At 49.6% G+C, this 15,203-nt stretch carries 13 protein-coding genes; 6 read left to right on the forward strand and 7 right to left on the reverse strand.

The genetic code is table 11. The features are described from left to right. Window positions 1-4: 4 nt before the first annotated feature. The 5 genes from ACQ29O_RS11270 (at window position 5) to ACQ29O_RS11290 (ending at window position 4,899) form a co-directional block, all read left to right on the forward strand. Complete coding sequence (locus ACQ29O_RS11270; RefSeq protein ID WP_000094450.1) at window positions 5-652, forward strand: amino acid ABC transporter permease; 648 nt, start codon at window positions 5-7, stop codon at window positions 650-652. A gap of 24 nt (window positions 653-676) precedes the next feature. Continuing rightward, window positions 677-1,408: an amino acid ABC transporter ATP-binding protein gene (locus ACQ29O_RS11275; RefSeq protein WP_020936988.1), complete on the forward strand. Its 732-nt coding sequence runs from the start codon at window positions 677-679 to the stop codon at window positions 1,406-1,408. After that, window positions 1,405-2,085: an amino acid ABC transporter permease gene (locus ACQ29O_RS11280; RefSeq protein ID WP_000560166.1), complete on the forward strand. Its 681-nt coding sequence runs from the start codon at window positions 1,405-1,407 to the stop codon at window positions 2,083-2,085. The genes ACQ29O_RS11275 and ACQ29O_RS11280 overlap by 4 nt, the downstream gene beginning before the upstream one ends. A gap of 136 nt (window positions 2,086-2,221) precedes the next feature. Continuing rightward, window positions 2,222-3,772: a glycosyltransferase family 39 protein gene (locus ACQ29O_RS11285; protein WP_001746680.1), complete on the forward strand. Its 1,551-nt coding sequence runs from the start codon at window positions 2,222-2,224 to the stop codon at window positions 3,770-3,772. A 464-nt stretch (window positions 3,773-4,236) separates the two neighbouring features. After that, complete coding sequence (locus ACQ29O_RS11290; RefSeq protein ID WP_001576082.1) at window positions 4,237-4,899, forward strand: class I SAM-dependent methyltransferase; 663 nt, start codon at window positions 4,237-4,239, stop codon at window positions 4,897-4,899. Window positions 4,900-5,169: 270 nt separating this feature from the next. Here ACQ29O_RS11290 and cybB read toward each other — a convergent pair whose 3' ends face one another. The 3 genes from cybB to hrpA all read right to left on the reverse strand — a co-directional run bounded on the left by cybB (window position 5,170) and on the right by hrpA (window position 10,583). Further along, on the reverse strand, window positions 5,170-5,700 hold the full coding sequence (gene cybB / locus ACQ29O_RS11295; RefSeq protein ID WP_000527280.1) for a cytochrome b561: 531 nt from the start codon (window positions 5,698-5,700) through the stop codon (window positions 5,170-5,172). Between the two features lie 116 nt (window positions 5,701-5,816). Beyond that, window positions 5,817-6,617, reverse strand: a complete 801-nt coding sequence (locus tag ACQ29O_RS11300) for a YdcF family protein (protein WP_001098509.1) — start codon at window positions 6,615-6,617, stop codon at window positions 5,817-5,819. 63 nt (window positions 6,618-6,680) lie between these two features. Continuing rightward, the gene (gene hrpA / locus ACQ29O_RS11305) at window positions 6,681-10,583 is read right to left on the reverse strand and encodes an ATP-dependent RNA helicase HrpA (RefSeq protein WP_001574290.1); all 3,903 of its coding nucleotides are present in this window, start codon (window positions 10,581-10,583) and stop codon (window positions 6,681-6,683) included. 200 nt (window positions 10,584-10,783) lie between these two features. Here hrpA and azoR point away from each other — a divergent pair, with 200 nt between their 5' ends. Next, entirely contained in the window at window positions 10,784-11,389 is a 606-nt protein-coding gene (gene azoR / locus ACQ29O_RS11310) for an FMN-dependent NADH-azoreductase (RefSeq protein WP_000048924.1), read from the forward strand. Here the strand turns inward: azoR and ACQ29O_RS11315 are convergent. The 4 genes from ACQ29O_RS11315 to ACQ29O_RS11330 form a co-directional block, all read right to left on the reverse strand. Then, window positions 11,386-11,835, reverse strand: a complete 450-nt coding sequence (locus ACQ29O_RS11315; protein ID WP_001531579.1) for a GFA family protein — start codon at window positions 11,833-11,835, stop codon at window positions 11,386-11,388. The two genes, azoR and ACQ29O_RS11315, sit on opposite strands and share 4 nt — an antisense overlap. A 142-nt stretch (window positions 11,836-11,977) precedes the next feature. Further along, on the reverse strand, window positions 11,978-12,301 hold the full coding sequence (locus ACQ29O_RS11320; RefSeq protein ID WP_000760414.1) for a YdbL family protein: 324 nt from the start codon (window positions 12,299-12,301) through the stop codon (window positions 11,978-11,980). Between the two features lie 7 nt (window positions 12,302-12,308). Then, window positions 12,309-12,500 (reverse strand): YnbE family lipoprotein, encoded by a 192-nt coding sequence (locus ACQ29O_RS11325; RefSeq protein ID WP_000784063.1) that lies wholly within the window; start codon window positions 12,498-12,500, stop codon window positions 12,309-12,311. Then, window positions 12,500-15,136, reverse strand: a complete 2,637-nt coding sequence (locus tag ACQ29O_RS11330) for a YdbH family protein (RefSeq protein ID WP_000677010.1) — start codon at window positions 15,134-15,136, stop codon at window positions 12,500-12,502. Before ACQ29O_RS11330 ends, ACQ29O_RS11325 begins: the two co-directional genes overlap by 1 nt. Window positions 15,137-15,203 lie beyond the last annotated feature (67 nt).

A 15,203-nucleotide genomic window follows, 5' to 3' on the forward strand; every position in this document is an offset into this window, starting at 1 on the left:
AGCTATGTCATCAGGTAATATGCTGGCTATCTTTTATTTCCTATTGGAAGGGATTGGTAATACGCTGCTTGTAACATTTACCTGTTTTCTCTCAGCGTTTTTGTTTAGGCTTACAGTCGCCGTATTACGGCGACTATCCCCCCTTCCACTACAGAAGATACTCGACGTACTGGTCTTTATTCTTCGGGGAATTCCAATACTTATTGCTGTTTTTCTTGTTTATTTTGGATTGCCATCGATTGGCATATATGTTTCACCTCTGGTGGCCATGAACCTCAGCGTCGGCTTAATCAGTGGGAGCTATCTTGCCGAGGTGTTCAGAGGGGCGCTTAAATTAGTTGAGCCATACGAAATTACGGTAGCGAAAGTAGCAGGAATGCGTCAATTACAGGTTATAATAAATATTGAACTGCCACAGATGTTGCGATTTTCTGTGCCCGGTATTATCAATGAGTTTTCTTCTGTATTAAAAGCGACGCCCTTTGCTTATACTGTAGGTATCGCTGAAATAACGAAGCAGGCAATGTCACTGACAGCCATCACGCTGAACGGGTTACAGATCTATACTCTTGCCGGGGTATTATATTTCATTATTTATAAAGTTTTTACTCTTCTGGCCGGAGTGTTTGAGAAAAAATATCGCATCAGTTGAACCATAAAAATAGAGGTGATACTCATGGCTTTACTGAAACTAAAAGAGATAAGTAAGGAATATTCAGGAAAAAAGGTTCTTGATACGGTTAGTCTGAAAATTCAATCGGGAGACATGAAAGTAGTCATGGGGCCATCAGGTTGTGGAAAAACGACGCTTTTACGCTGTCTGCTTCGATTAGAAGAACCTGATTATGGCAATATTTATTTTCACGGGAAAAATATTTACGACAAAGAATTTACTATTCTTGAGTTCAGAAAAAAAGTTAGTTGTGTCTTCCAGAATTACGCTTTGTATCGCCATCTTAACGTCATGGATAATATTACCCTTGCCCTATGTAAAGTGTTTGGCATGCCGGGACAACTAGCCCGGGAGAAAGCCTTACATGAGCTACAAAAACTTGATATGGCCTCGCATAGCGCGAAATACCCTTCGCAATTATCGGGCGGCCAGCAACAGCGCGTCGCCCTGGCCCGTACAATGGTCACCGACCCAGAACTCATTATTTTTGATGAGCCGACGTCTGCGCTTGATCCGCTCATGACTCGTGAAGTCGGAATGTTGATCAAGCAACTTCACGACAATGGCGTCACTATATTATGCGTCACTCATGATATTCGCCTCGCCAGATTACTAAGCGATAACGTAACGTTTCTTAATCATGGCAAGATTCGTGCAGAAGGCGCTTTTACCGATCTTGCCTTACGAGAAACGGATCCAGATATCCACTGTTTTTTTAGCGAGGCACAACGATGATCGCTGGCTGGTCTCTCTTCTTTAATGACCTGACTGAACAACTGCCACTTGTTGTGGACGGTATTAAAGAAACCTGTAAACTTGCGCTGATTGTTTCCATCACCGGTTTTTTGTGGGGAATTATTATTTTCTTTCTGAGCCTGAGCCATCGCCCCGTGGTAAAAGCCATAACTCGACTGTACATGGATTTCTTTATCGGTACGCCACTCATTCTTATTCTATTTGTTATCTATTATGGTTTACCTCAATCTGGCATTCACCTGTCCTCTTTTACCGTGGCGGTTACAGGTTTTACCTTGAATGTCGGCGCATATAATGCCGCGTACATGACAACGGCCTATAACGCATTGAATAAGTATGAAACGGAGGCAGCAGTCGTTCAGGGGTTGAACAAACGGCAGGTCTTTTTGTGGATTATACTGCCTCAGGTATTGCTGTCTTCCATTCCAGCCTTAACGAATCAGGTGATTAATAACCTTAAAGACAGCACCATCGTTTTTCTTATCCAATATACTGAGTTTTTCGCGCGAATTCAGGAGGTTGCTGCAACCAGCTTTAAATTCTTCCATGCTTACCTTTTTGCCGCCATAGTGTATCTTATTGGCGTTACCTTTATCGTCGGTTTGACCCGGTTTTTAGAGCATAGACTGCTTCGCCATTACGGTCAGGGTTACTGAGTTGCACTGCACTATTCTGATTAATTCACCACTGACATTATCAAAGTTATTTTTATTTAGTGTTGGTTAAGATTTTAACCTTCATTATTGCGTTAGGTGTCCATTCTGGTCTAAGTCTTACTCCATTGAGGATATTATGGCGCTACCACAACTATCAATATGGCAGCCCGGCGATGGGTTAAGAAAAATAAAGTATAAATATCATGTTTGTCTCATTGTCATATTCTCCGTCCTTATACGGTTGCTGTTTTTAACTGACCGCTACCTTTGGTGTGACGAAGCGTCCAGCGTGCTGATTAGTCGACATAGCGTAGATAATCTGCTATTCCATACCGCTTTTGACGTGCATCCCCCGCTTTATTATCTGTTACTGCATGACTGGATCATATTATTGGGTGATAGCATTGCAGCGGTACGCTCTCTCAGTCTACTCTTTGGGATCCTGACAGTTGTGCTGGTTATCGCGCTTACGCGATGGCTGGCAAATGAACGTACAGCCTTATTGGCGGGATGGTTCGCCGCCCTGATGCCGATGGCAGTTCATTACAGTCAAGAAACGCGCATGTACGCGTTAATGGGAATGCTAACGCTCGCTGCCGCGTTAGCATTGATGATGTGGATAAAAACACCCACCCATAATCGCTATCTTATCGCGTATGCTTTACTTATGACGTTCAGCTTTTACACCCATTATTTCACCCTATTTACACTTATTGCCCACTGGATCGCAGTAACAATATTATCCTGCCAAAGCCATAAAACGGCCTGCTACCTTAAACTTCCTGGCTGGTGGTTTGCTAACCTGGCGATTGCTGTCGCTTATCTCCCCTGGTTGCCCGTATTGTTTAATTTACTGACTCATCTGGCGCAGTTGAGAGCCGGTAATGATATCGGTTGGATTCCCCCCGTAACATGGCGTGACCTGCCTGCGATGTATTTGCATTTTTTTACCAGAAACAACGGACAGGGTTTTCCGTCGTTCATTCTGTGGCTGGCTGTGGGAGGTTTTATCGGTACTGTGGGGCGAATATCTTTATGCAACGGAGAATATGAAAGATATCAGCTGATATTATTTTGTAATCTGGTCATCCCTGTAATGCTGGTCTTCATCATTTCCTGGTGGATGCCGTTATTTATCGATCGTTATTTCTTCTTCTCATCGCTGAGCATTCCTCCCCTGCTCGCGGTATTACTTACCCGCGCAAAAAAAGCGGTTTGTGGCTTCTGGTTTATCTTATTCACCTTATTATTCGGCTATGGTTCATATCATAATAACCCTGAGCACATAGACGAGTTTAAACCACTGGTAAACTATATTAATACCCGTCACCAGCCTAATGATGCCGTGGTAGTCAGTAAAATGTTCGATTATTTAAGTTATGTGTATTATAATAAGCGAGATTATCGTACGTTTCTTTATACACCGCCTAACGCTCATGGAACATCAGGCAGACCGAATGCCTATGGCTTTGGTTCACTGTTTTATGCGCAAGCCGATCAGACATATATTGATACTCTGACAACGCTTTCAAAAAGTTACCATCGTGTCTGGTTGGTAAGCGGCGGTAACTTTAGTCAGGATTATCCCTTGCCGTCAGAATGGCAAAATATCGCAAACTTCAGAAGTGGTAGATTTCAGGTACAGTTATTTGTAATACCGACTCAACAGGCGCGTCAAATGCAATGATTACCGTTTTTTATCCAGTGCAGTGATAAACAGTACTGCCACTGCCAGACCGCCTAAAAGTAAGGTCCAGCCAAACGCTTCAAAAACCTCAATCATATCGCCTCCAGGTAGGTGATATTAAATAAAGATGGCTATCTCAGCGTAACATTTAAAATATCAATTAATGTGCAATAATCGCTTTATGTGTTTAAATAAATATTGTTCTTCCTGCATTTAATTGCATTGTTATTATCAAAGGGCTTAATACGCGTACATCAACGATTATTAATTATCAGCTTATAATAATATGACTGTTCAATTCATTTATCAGCTATTATTATCCTCTATATTCTTTAAGATAGCCGCTTAATTCATAATATCTCCTTTATTCATCGCATTAAATTACTCACTCGCCTGATTAATGCTTTGCCTAACGATTGCTTCGTTGTTTTAATTCCAGCGCGAAATTATTTAGTGAGAGAACAATGAAGCATACACAACAATCAGGCGCAAAAGTCTATAACCCATTCACGCTTAGCTTATATGACTGGTGGGTACTCAATATCTCAAACAAATATGCATGGAAGCGTCCTACTGATACGCGACTACTTCCTTTCTTCCTGCATCACATGGGCGAGACTCACCTGGATATTGGCGTAGGTACAGGTTATTACCTGAAACATGCACCTGCGACTCATGCCATTTCGCTGATGGATTTAAATCCGGATAGCCTGAAAATAGCCGCCAGCCGAGTGGGTAATACGAAAATCCGCGCCACACTACAACACGATGTTTTCGACACGTTCCCGGCGGACTGGCACGGGCGCTTCGATTCCGTTTCGATGTACTATCTTCTGCACTGCTTACCCGGTGAGATGACAACAAAAGCGAAGGCAATTAAAAATGCCGGTATGGCGCTTAAACCCGGCGGCACACTTTTTGGCGCCACGATTCTGGGCAAAGAGGTTCCTCACAATGCTTTTGGTAAGAAATTAATGGCTGTTTATAACAAGAAAGGAATATTCAGTAATACCAATGATTCAGCCGATACGTTACGCAGCGTGTTGGACGAACATTTCGCTAAGGTGACTTTGGAGCAACATGGCGCCGTTGCGCTATTTTCCGCCACTATGCCACGTTCATTGTAAGTGTAGGCACTTCCGGGCGGTCGGCAGCGCGATCATGTGGGTTTAACCCGTTGATTAAACATTGGATTACGGAATAGTAATTGTTTATTTTATTTGTCATACAAATAAGTATAATACCCGCTTCCGATGTAGACCCGTCCTCCTTCGCCTGCGTCACGGGTCCTGGTTAGACGCAGGCGTTTTCTGTATGGAATACGCCATCCCCTCTGATAGATGCCTTGTTTGCCTGAAGCAGTTAACCCCGCCTGTAGCAAACGTCATACAGGACGGTCAGTTACGCTTACGCGGCATCATCCGTAACAGCGTATTGTCTTTCCAGAAATAGTGATGCATCAAAGCAGCGATGGCATGAAGTCCAATAACAAAATAGCCCAGATTCGCCAGCGTGACGTGCCAGGATTTCAGCATATCTACGCGTTCAAAGTTAGCTTCGGCGGCATGCGGCATAGTAATGCCAAATGCGACCCAGGGATTGCCGCGGTTATACATCATGACCAGACCAATAACAGGCAGCACGATAAATAACAGGTAAATCACCAGATGTCCTAAATGCGCCATTCCGGTCATCATCGGTTTTGGACGAGGAACAATGGGCGGCGTGGGATATTTCAGCCGAATAATCAAGCGCGCCACCATTAAAAGCAAAATAGTGATACCACATGAAACATGCGTCATATTAAACCAGGGCCGATAACTACGCGGCGCAAAACCGCGCAGTTCCATCGCGGCGTAAGCCACAATAACCAGAAAAAAGACTAACCAGTGAATACCAATTTGCAGGCCGGAATACTTATTGCCCATAGCGCGTCCTGAATGAAAACCGTAAAGCGACAACATAACCAGCTTTTATAAATAATTCATCAAATTTATGAGATGGTGGTCGCACTTGCCCGTTCACCCTCGCAAACGGGCGATTTTTAGCGTAACGCTCTCTGTTCTAACGCACTGCGCAGCGTCGTATCTGCCTGCAATACCTGCCATGCGTTTTCAATATCGCGTGGGATATCAACGTGAATGATAAAATCTTTACCACGCGGTCCATACCCTGTTTCATCGTCACGCAAACGTGGCAGCTCGCCGGCAATCAGAGACAGATAACGCTCCACCGTCCAGATGCCCTCTTCAACGTTGGCAAAACGTGTACCGCCGTTAAGGTGGCGCAGTACCGGAACAAAACCAGGAAAACTCAGCCAGCGCGGCGCATCGGTGTCGTCGTTTGTCACGCGCCGGAATGCCGCGATAGTGCGCCGCTGCATGGTGGGGTCTTGCACAACGATAGCCGTGTTAATGTTTTCTTTCGCCTGACGGATCAGTGCGCAAGAGAAACGGGCATTTTCGCCGCAATTAGTTGACCGATCTTCCAGCCAAATTTTCTCAGCCGGAATATGCCAGAACTGGTTCGCGATATCCGCGAGGATCGCGGCTTCAGCGCGTCTGGTTGTGCGAATAGTGTGGTAGCGCGGATGCCGGGCAATCACGGCGTACAAAAACGGCGTCGAATGACCTATACCGCCGCTAATCAGTAAAGGAACGCCTTGCGCTTTGGCGATGCGACAGGCCGCGTCGATAGTGGGGATCACCGCATTGCCCGCCAGGACGACGCAATCCGACGAATAAGGTTGTTCGCCGGAAAAATCATTTTGCGCCAGCCACTGTCCGACGGTATTCACCGCCAGCAATGTTTCCGCAGAGAGCGCCGGAAATGGCGTTGTATTCATAATTCCTCCTTTTTGTTCCGAACTTGTACCGGATCGCTTTGAAAGACGTCGTCGCCTGGCTTTTTAGGCCGTAATCTGATCCATGGCCTGTAAAATACGCTTATCGGAAATAGGATAAGGCGTACCGAGCTGTTGGGCGAAATAACTGACACGCAGTTCTTCAATCATCCAACGGATCTCTTTAACATCATCATCTTCGCGACGCGCTGGAGGCAATTTATTTATCCATTGTTGCCACGCCTGCTGGACGCTTTCGACTTTCAGCATTTGCGCCCGATCGCGGTGCGGATCGACAGCCAGTTTCTCCAGCCGCTTTTCAATTGCCTGCAGATAACGCAGCGTATCGCCGAGACGTTTAAAGCCGTTGCCAGTCACAAAACCACGGTATACCAGACCGCTCATCTGCGCCTTGATATCGGAAAGCCCCAACGCCATGCTCATATCCACCCGCCCTTTCAGACGCTTATTGATATTGAATACGGTCGTCAGGATCCGCTCAACCTGCTTCGCGATATCCACCACAGTATCATTCAGCTCGGCGCGTACCTTTTCGTGCAGCGCGGTGAAACCTGCTTCGCTCCAAACCGGCCCGCCGTTGGCATCTATCAGCTTATCTACCCCGCAGGCGATACAGTCATCAATCAACTCCAGTACTTTGCCGTACGGGTTAAAGTACAGCCCCAGCTTGGCTTTATTCGGCAATTTCTCATGCAGATACTTAATCGGTGAAGGAATATTGAGCAACAGCAGACGGCGTAAACCGCACCACATCGCCTGTTGTTGTTCCAGCGGATTATCAAACAATTTGATAGCGACGCTGTCACGCTCATCCACTAACGCTGGCCACGCCTTCACTTTATAATTACCGCGTTTCTGTTCGTAGCTTTCCGGCAGCTCGCCGAAACTCCAGATATGCAGCCCGCTCTGCTCGATGCCGTCATCCGCCACCGCCGAGAGCGTCTCCTGCACTTTGCCTTTCAGCGCATTTTTAAGCTCGGCGAGCGAACGCCCTTCCTGCAGTTTCTTGTTTTTGTCATTCACCACGCGAAACGTGATTTTCAGATGCCCGGGCACCTGATCCCAATGCCAGTCTTCCCGGTCGACCGTGACGCCGGTCATCCGGCGCAGTTCACGCTCCAGAGCGTCCAGCAGCGGCAGCTCCAGCGGCGTTACGCGACCCAAAAACGCTTCAGCATAGTTTGGCGCCGGAACAAAGTTGCGACGTACCGGTTTTGGCAACGATTTAATCAGCGCAATCACTAATTCACGGCGCAGCCCCGGGATCTGCCATTCAAAACCGCTCTCGTCAACCTGGTTAAGTAGCGGCAACGGAATATGGACGGTCACGCCGTCAGCATCCGCGCCCGGTTCAAACTGATAGCTCAAACGCAGCTTGAGATTGCCCTGGTGCCAGAAATTCGGGTAATCCAGTTTGCTGATTTTTTCCGCGCCTTCTTTAATCAGCATACTTTTTTCAAAGTTGAGCAGATCCGGCGTCTCGCGGCTGATTTTTTTCCACCAACTATCAAAGTGGCGGGCGGAAATAACGTCATGGCTAATACGCTGGTCATAAAACTCAAACAGGGTATCGTCATCCACCAGGATATCGCGGCGGCGAGATTTGTGCTCAAGTTCCTCGACTTCCGCACGCAATTTCAGATTCTCACGGAAGAAGGCATGACGGGTTTGCCAGTCCCCCTCCACCAGCGCATGGCGGATAAACAACTCACGACACAACGCCGGGTCAATCTGGCTGTAATTCACCTTGCGCGCGGCGACAATCGGCAGACCGTAGACAGTAACCTTTTCCGTCGCCATCACCGCGCCTTGCGCCCGCTCCCAGTGCGGTTCGCTATATGAACGTTTAATCAGGTGCTGGGCTACCGGTTCCACCCATTCTGGCTCAATGCGGGCAGCGATGCGCCCCCACAAACGGCTGGTCTCCACCAGTTCTGCGACCATTGTCCATTTCGGCGGTTTTTTGAATAAACCGGATCCGGGGAAAATAGAGAATCGGGCGTTACGCGCGCCGGTGTACTCTTGTTTATCGGCATCTTTCATCCCGATATGCGACAACAGCCCCGTTAACAACGCAACGTGAATTTCCCGGTACTCTGCGGGTTCGCTGTTTACCGGAATCCCCAGCTCTTTTACCACCTGACGCAGTTGGGTATAGATATCCTGCCACTCACGCACGCGTAAATAGTTCAGATAGTCGGTGCGACACAGACGGCGGAATTGATTCGACGACAGGGCCTTTTGTTGCTCGCCGAGGTAATTCCACAGGTTAACAAACGCCAGAAAATCGGATTCCTTATCATGAAAGCGCCGGTGTTTCTCATCGGAAGCCTGCTGCTTATCCACTGGGCGCTCGCGCGGATCCTGAATAGAGAGTGCGGAAGTAATGATCATCGCTTCGCGCACACAGCCATGCTTTTGCGCTTCCAGAACCATACGCGCCAGGCGCGGGTCGACCGGCAACTGGGATAATTGTCGGCCCAGCGGCGTCAGCTTATATGCCGTTTGCTGTTCGTCGGCGGTAATCGCCCCCAGCTCTTCCAACAAACGCACGCCATCCTGAATATTGCGCTTATCCGGCGCTTCAACAAACGGGAAGGCGGCGATGTCACCCAGCCCCAGTGCGGTCATCTGCAAAATAACCGACGCCAGGTTGGTACGTAGAATTTCCGGGTCGGTAAATTCCGGACGTGACAAAAAGTCATCTTCCGAATACAGACGAATGCAAATCCCTTCCGATACGCGTCCGCAACGCCCTTTACGCTGATTGGCGGAAGCCTGTGAGATCGGTTCAATCGGCAGGCGCTGCACTTTAGTGCGGTAGCTGTAGCGGCTGATGCGCGCAGTGCCAGGATCGATCACATACTTGATACCCGGCACCGTCAGCGAGGTTTCCGCCACGTTAGTCGCCAGCACGATACGGCGTCCGCTGTGCGACTGGAAAACGCGGTTCTGTTCGCTGTTCGACAAGCGTGCATACAGCGGCAACACTTCGGTATGCCGTAAGTTCAGCTTGTTCAGGGCATCGGCGGTATCGCGGATTTCCCGCTCTCCGCTCATAAAAATCAGGATATCGCCGGGACTTTCACGCCCCAGTTCATCAACAGCGTCGAAAATTGCCTGTAGCTGATCGCGTTCAGTGTCGTCAGCCTCTTCCACGATGGGGCGATAACGAACTTCTACGGGATACGTTCGGCCAGAGACTTCGATAATCGGCGCGTTATTAAAGTGGCGCGAGAAGCGTTCCGGGTCGATGGTCGCAGAGGTAATAATCACTTTCAGATCGGGGCGACGCGGCAGAAGCTCTTTCAGATAGCCGAGCAAGAAGTCAATATTCAGGCTGCGTTCATGCGCTTCATCAATAATGATGGTGTCATACTGCATCAATAGTCTGTCCTGCTGGATTTCCGCCAGCAGGATACCGTCCGTCATCAGTTTGACCATGGTGTTGCTACTGACATGATCGCTGAAACGAACTTTATAGCCGATGCAGCCGCCTGGCTCCGTTTGCAACTCTTCGGCAATGCGGTTAGCGACGGTGCGCGCCGCCAGGCGACGCGGCTGAGTATGACCAATAAGTCCTTTAATTCCACGTCCCAGTTCCATACAAATTTTCGGCAACTGGGTGGTTTTACCGGAACCGGTTTCCCCTGCTACGATCACTACCTGATGATCGCGGACCGCTTCCAGAATGTCCTGTTTCTTCTGGCTAACAGGCAGATTTTGCGGATAAGTGATTGAGGGGCGCGCCGCTTCACGGAGGGCGACTTGCGCCACAGCCTGTTCAATTTCTTTCGCCATCGTCTGGAAAATGGCCTGTTGCGCATCAGGATTTTTTACTTTCTTTACGCCATGCAGGCGGCGCGCAAAGCGCTGTTTGTCGCGCAGCATCAGTGCATCCAGCCGCTGCTGTAACACCTGAAGCGTCAACGTAGATTGTTCAGTCATAAAGCTCTTGGGCAGCATTCTGCCTGTTTAAAATCGTTTTAAATGATAGGTATAGAGTACCACATTGGGGCTTTTTTTGTGTTGTTCAATAATTTCGAACAAAGGGTTCGATATATTGCGCTATCCCTGCGACATATTTGTGAATAAAGTGTCAACAAGCAACGGGGCACGCCCCTTCAAACACATAAAAGGAAACACCCATGAGCAAGGTATTAGTTCTTAAATCCAGTATTCTGGCAGGGTACTCTCAGTCTGGTCAGTTGACTGACTATTTTATTGAACAATGGCGCGAAAAACACGTCGCAGATGAAATTACTGTCCGCGATCTGGCGGCCAACCCTGTTCCGGTGCTGGATGGCGAGCTGGTGGGCGCGATGCGTCCGGGCGATGCGCCTTTAACGCCACGTCAGCAGGACGCTCTGGCGCTGTCTGATGAACTCATTGCTGAACTGAAAGCCCACGACGTCATCGTTATTGCGGCGCCGATGTACAATTTCAATATCCCGACGCAGCTGAAAAACTACTTTGATCTGATTGCCCGCGCCGGTATCACTTTCCGCTATACCGAAAAAGGCCCGGAAGGTCTGGTAACCGGTAAACGCGCGGTGGTTCTCTCCAGCCGCGGCGGTATCCATAAAGACACCCCGACGGATTTGATTGCGCCTTACCTGAAAGTGTTCCTTGGTTTTATCGGTATCACCGACGTGAATTTTGTCTTTGCCGAAGGCATCGCCTACGGGCCGGAAGTGGCGGCTAAAGCTCAGGCCGATGCAAAAGCCGCGATTGACAGCGTCGTGGCCGCTTAAATATTTTTGCCTCCCGTTTCGACGGGAGGCAACGTCTCCGGTTCGTAGCGCAAATATCCTACCACGCCGCTACTGCCGCCATCGCTGGGATGCGTTACCCCATCATTGACTTCAACGCAGGCGAAATCAAAAGGCGACACATTTTCGATGCACGCCACATTGACCCCATATTGATCGGGATTGGATCGGCGCTGATGAAAAGTATATATCCCGCATACCGAACAGAAAAAATGCACCGCCTTGCCCGTATTGAAGCGATATTCGGTAAGCTTATCCTGCCCTTTTAGCACTTTAATACCCGATAGCGGCGCAGACACTGCCACCGCTCCGCGCATCCGGCAAAACGAACAGTTGCAGCGCCTGGCGGTATGAAAGCCATCGCTAAGTTGAACGGTAAACACGACGCTGCCACAATGGCAAGCAGCAGATAATTTTTCAGACGTCATACCTGGTTACTCTCGCGAATAGTGATACCAGTCGACAGTATAGAAATAGCCTTCCGGTTCGCCTAATGTAAATACGACCTCCGTATTCAAAAATTACCAATATAAAAATGCATTTTGCGGTAAAAAAATTGTCGGGAAGCGGTTATTTACGCATCCATTTGCCATTAATTCCCTGGACATATTCTCCCGGCCTGGCGCGCTCAACCAGTTTTTGCCCTGCCATCTTCGCCACCTCGTCCACGGGAAGATGATTGCTATCCGCTAACTGCTGATAACTGGCGCGGCGGGCATGATTAATATCAAGCACCAGTTTCTGGGTTTCGGCATCATTCTTTAAGGCCACCAGATAGCCATTCAGCGTTTCCCCGACCCGGCCCTGCGTGCGCGCTTCGTCCAGGGTTAAGGCCCACACAGAAGGTGTGAGCAAGCTCAGCGTCAGCACCCATAGCATTAAATACTTTTTCATTATGGCCTCAGAATAGATCGCTGCGTGATTTCAGGAGTTCTTCAACATCTTTATCGACTTTGATATGTATTTCATGCTCGATCTTTACATTCATGTTGATGGTAATCGGCTGTTCCGGCGCGGCGACTTCAATACGTGGCGTGCAGCCCACCACGATAAATGACGCAAGCGCTGACAGCATGGCAATACTCATTTTCATTATTTATCCTCACAGTCCTTGTCTTTCCGGCAAGGAGGTTGCGGCAACGCTGTATTTTGTTCAAGCCATGCCTGTAAATTGTCGCCAAAACGCAAACTGCGCCACAGCGTAAACACATTTTCTTCATGGGTATAGTTCAAGTTAACGATCGCGGTTTTACCATCTACCCGGCTTTTGCCGGTAATAGCCGCCTGCATCGTTAGTACGCCCAGGTTATCAACGTTAATTTTCGTCCACGAATGCGTAATCTCCATATAACGTAGCCAGTTGATCGCCGAGCCTGCCGTGACATTATCCTTCACCACCGCATCCGCAGTATCTTTATCGATACGCAACGTCATTGGCCCAGGATTCGTAAGCCAGCCATCTTTGATTATCCATTTTTCATTGTTCAGCCACAGCGGCAGCGCGCCGCTGACCGGACCAGACATGGCGAATTGCTTTGGATTTATGGCGCTAATCAATTCGCTGGATGAAATATTTTGCACCCGCAAAAGCGCCGGGTCGTGCTGCGGCATTCGCAACTGTTTCATAATGATTTGACCGCCCAGCACGTCTACGCTGACATCGCTTAGCAGTAATGGATTCGACTCGCTCCAGGGATAACCGCCCTGTAAATCAGCGGTGATATTTTTCGCCGTGACCTGGTTAACTATCCCGGCGATACGCAGCGAGATGGGCCCGCGCGTCCCCAATTGCCACGCGCCGTTGTGGAAGCGAAATGGCAGAATGAAATCGACGCCGTTGATTTTGTTATCCGGCATCCAGGCGCTGCCGCCTTTTAACACGCCGTGTCCACCTGCTTCAAACCCCTGCCCCTGTGCGGCGGAAAAAGCCACCTGCGCATACAGTGAGCCTTCGCGCAGCGTCATTTTCCAGTCCGGTGGAAGCAACGGCTGGAAAACGATAAGCGACTGCTTCGGCCACCAGGCCTGTCCACGAAGGCGTTCGCCATCCCAGCGCCCATTCAGCCGTACCGGCCCTATCGCCCCCGCCCGAAGGTCGCCTTTAAACTGGAACAGGGTTGGCTCTCGCCCTTCAACGCTAAAATTAAGGGTAGAAGGCGGCAGCACGCTCCCACTGGTAAATACGGTTTTCCCCGCCACCAGAGACAGCGCGCCCTGTAGCGACGGCGTTGTGGCGTCGCGAACCCAGACAATAGGTTTATTCAGCGCCAGTCTTGGCGATGTGACAGTCATTGCGCCATAGTGCAACTGATCAAAACCGGTGGACAAACTGGTCAACCTGATGGTGTTATCATGCCATTCGCCCTGTCCGGCAATATCCCAGTGGGCGCGCATTGGCGTAAAGCTTCCTTGCCCCCAATAGCGCCACCGCCAGCGACCAGCATCAGGGAGAAAATCATTGGCCAGGCCATCAAGATGAAGAACGAAATCGCCCATCTCATTTTCGTGCGCCCGTAAAATAGCCTGTAATCGGCCATCAACGCCGCGCGGCGTCACCTTAACGCCCGCCAGCGGCCAACGAATTTCATCAATATCTAACGCATCAATCACCCGCCCGCGCGAGCGTAGCAATGCGCCAGGTGCAAAGGTGAGCTGCGGATCGGCCAGACTGCCGCGGAACATAGCGGGCAATACGGCATAAAAGATTAAATCCTTCTGTTTAGCCTCGCCGGTAAGCTGTAGAGGCATCTCACTGCTATCCATGCTGAGTTTTCCCGGGCCGATAGTCAGTACAGCGTTCGCTTTACCGGCATCGCCCTGGGTCAGAATATTCAGGCGTCCGCTGACTTGCGCATTATCCAGCCCGGCTTGCCAGTTATCGATATTAAAAGCCAGACGTCCGCTCAAGGGGAATCCCTGATATGGCCAGTTCCAGCGGCCATCGCTGATGGTAAGCCGCTGACGCGTTACCGCCCAGGGGAGATCGAGAATCGGGTCAGGATTACCTCGCGCCATCACGATGAGCTGTCCGGCGTTATCACGCCACTCCAGTTCCGCATCCACCAGCGACGGTTCCTGCGGCAGACGCAAGGTCGCTGCCGCATGACCGCTGACCGGCAGGCCATCCGGTACCAGCGGCAACACAAATTCCCCCGCCAGGCTAACGGGAGGCTGGTTGGCCAGCGCGGCGATCTCCAGTTGGCTCACCGTCAATGCCTGACCGCGTAGCTGCCCTTGAAATTTTACTTTTTCGCCCTGATAACGTATCTGCTGAATGACCGGCGTCATGGAGATCGCCAGCTTGCCCTGCCATTCCGGCCAGGGCGCGAGAATGACATTATCGATGTTAATCCAGGTATTGGGCAGCATTGACTGCCACTGCGCCAGCGTACGCGGCGCGGCGGGAGAAGCTTCCGTAGCGGGCAGTTTCGCCAGGCATGCGGCATCCAGTTTAAGGCTTTTAATATTCAGCAACCAACGGCTGGGATGCGTCAGTTCCGCCTGGGTAATATGCGCTAACGAACAATCATTGACCAGATAGCGAAGATCGGGAATCACTAACCCATGACGTGTCAGGCGTGGACTTTGTTCCAGAGCGATACGGGTACCGACGGGTAGCCAAATTCCCGCCAGAGTGGGAACCCACAGCCCGAGGGTCATCAGTAGCGTCAGAGGGATAAGAATCAGCAGTAACAGTAGCGCAAGGGCGGCTTTATATTTACCCTTCATGGGCCATTAATTTCCTGATTTAACGAAAAATTCAGTCGGCTATCTCTTTATTTTGGCATGATTGCCC

The organism is Salmonella sp. GDC200615, from assembly GCF_050574145.1.
GTDB lineage: Bacteria > Pseudomonadota > Gammaproteobacteria > Enterobacterales > Enterobacteriaceae > Salmonella > Salmonella enterica.

What these genes read in the sequence shown, in the direction of transcription:
- ACQ29O_RS11270 (WP_000094450.1), top strand. Translation starts at nt 5, where the DNA reads ATGTCATCAGGTAATATGCTGGCTATCTTTTATTTCCTATTGGAAGGG.
- ACQ29O_RS11275 (WP_020936988.1), top strand. Translation starts at nt 677, where the DNA reads ATGGCTTTACTGAAACTAAAAGAGATAAGTAAGGAATATTCAGGAAAA.
- ACQ29O_RS11280 (WP_000560166.1), top strand. Translation starts at nt 1,405, where the DNA reads ATGATCGCTGGCTGGTCTCTCTTCTTTAATGACCTGACTGAACAACTG.
- ACQ29O_RS11285 (WP_001746680.1), top strand. Translation starts at nt 2,222, where the DNA reads ATGGCGCTACCACAACTATCAATATGGCAGCCCGGCGATGGGTTAAGA.
- ACQ29O_RS11290 (WP_001576082.1), top strand. Translation starts at nt 4,237, where the DNA reads ATGAAGCATACACAACAATCAGGCGCAAAAGTCTATAACCCATTCACG.
- cybB (WP_000527280.1), bottom strand. Translation starts at nt 5,700, where the DNA reads ATGGGCAATAAGTATTCCGGCCTGCAAATTGGTATTCACTGGTTAGTC.
- ACQ29O_RS11300 (WP_001098509.1), bottom strand. Translation starts at nt 6,617, where the DNA reads ATGAATACAACGCCATTTCCGGCGCTCTCTGCGGAAACATTGCTGGCG.
- hrpA (WP_001574290.1), bottom strand. Translation starts at nt 10,583, where the DNA reads ATGACTGAACAATCTACGTTGACGCTTCAGGTGTTACAGCAGCGGCTG.
- azoR (WP_000048924.1), top strand. Translation starts at nt 10,784, where the DNA reads ATGAGCAAGGTATTAGTTCTTAAATCCAGTATTCTGGCAGGGTACTCT.
- ACQ29O_RS11315 (WP_001531579.1), bottom strand. Translation starts at nt 11,835, where the DNA reads ATGACGTCTGAAAAATTATCTGCTGCTTGCCATTGTGGCAGCGTCGTG.
- ACQ29O_RS11320 (WP_000760414.1), bottom strand. Translation starts at nt 12,301, where the DNA reads ATGAAAAAGTATTTAATGCTATGGGTGCTGACGCTGAGCTTGCTCACA.
- ACQ29O_RS11325 (WP_000784063.1), bottom strand. Translation starts at nt 12,500, where the DNA reads ATGAAAATGAGTATTGCCATGCTGTCAGCGCTTGCGTCATTTATCGTG.
- ACQ29O_RS11330 (WP_000677010.1), bottom strand. Translation starts at nt 15,136, where the DNA reads ATGAAGGGTAAATATAAAGCCGCCCTTGCGCTACTGTTACTGCTGATT.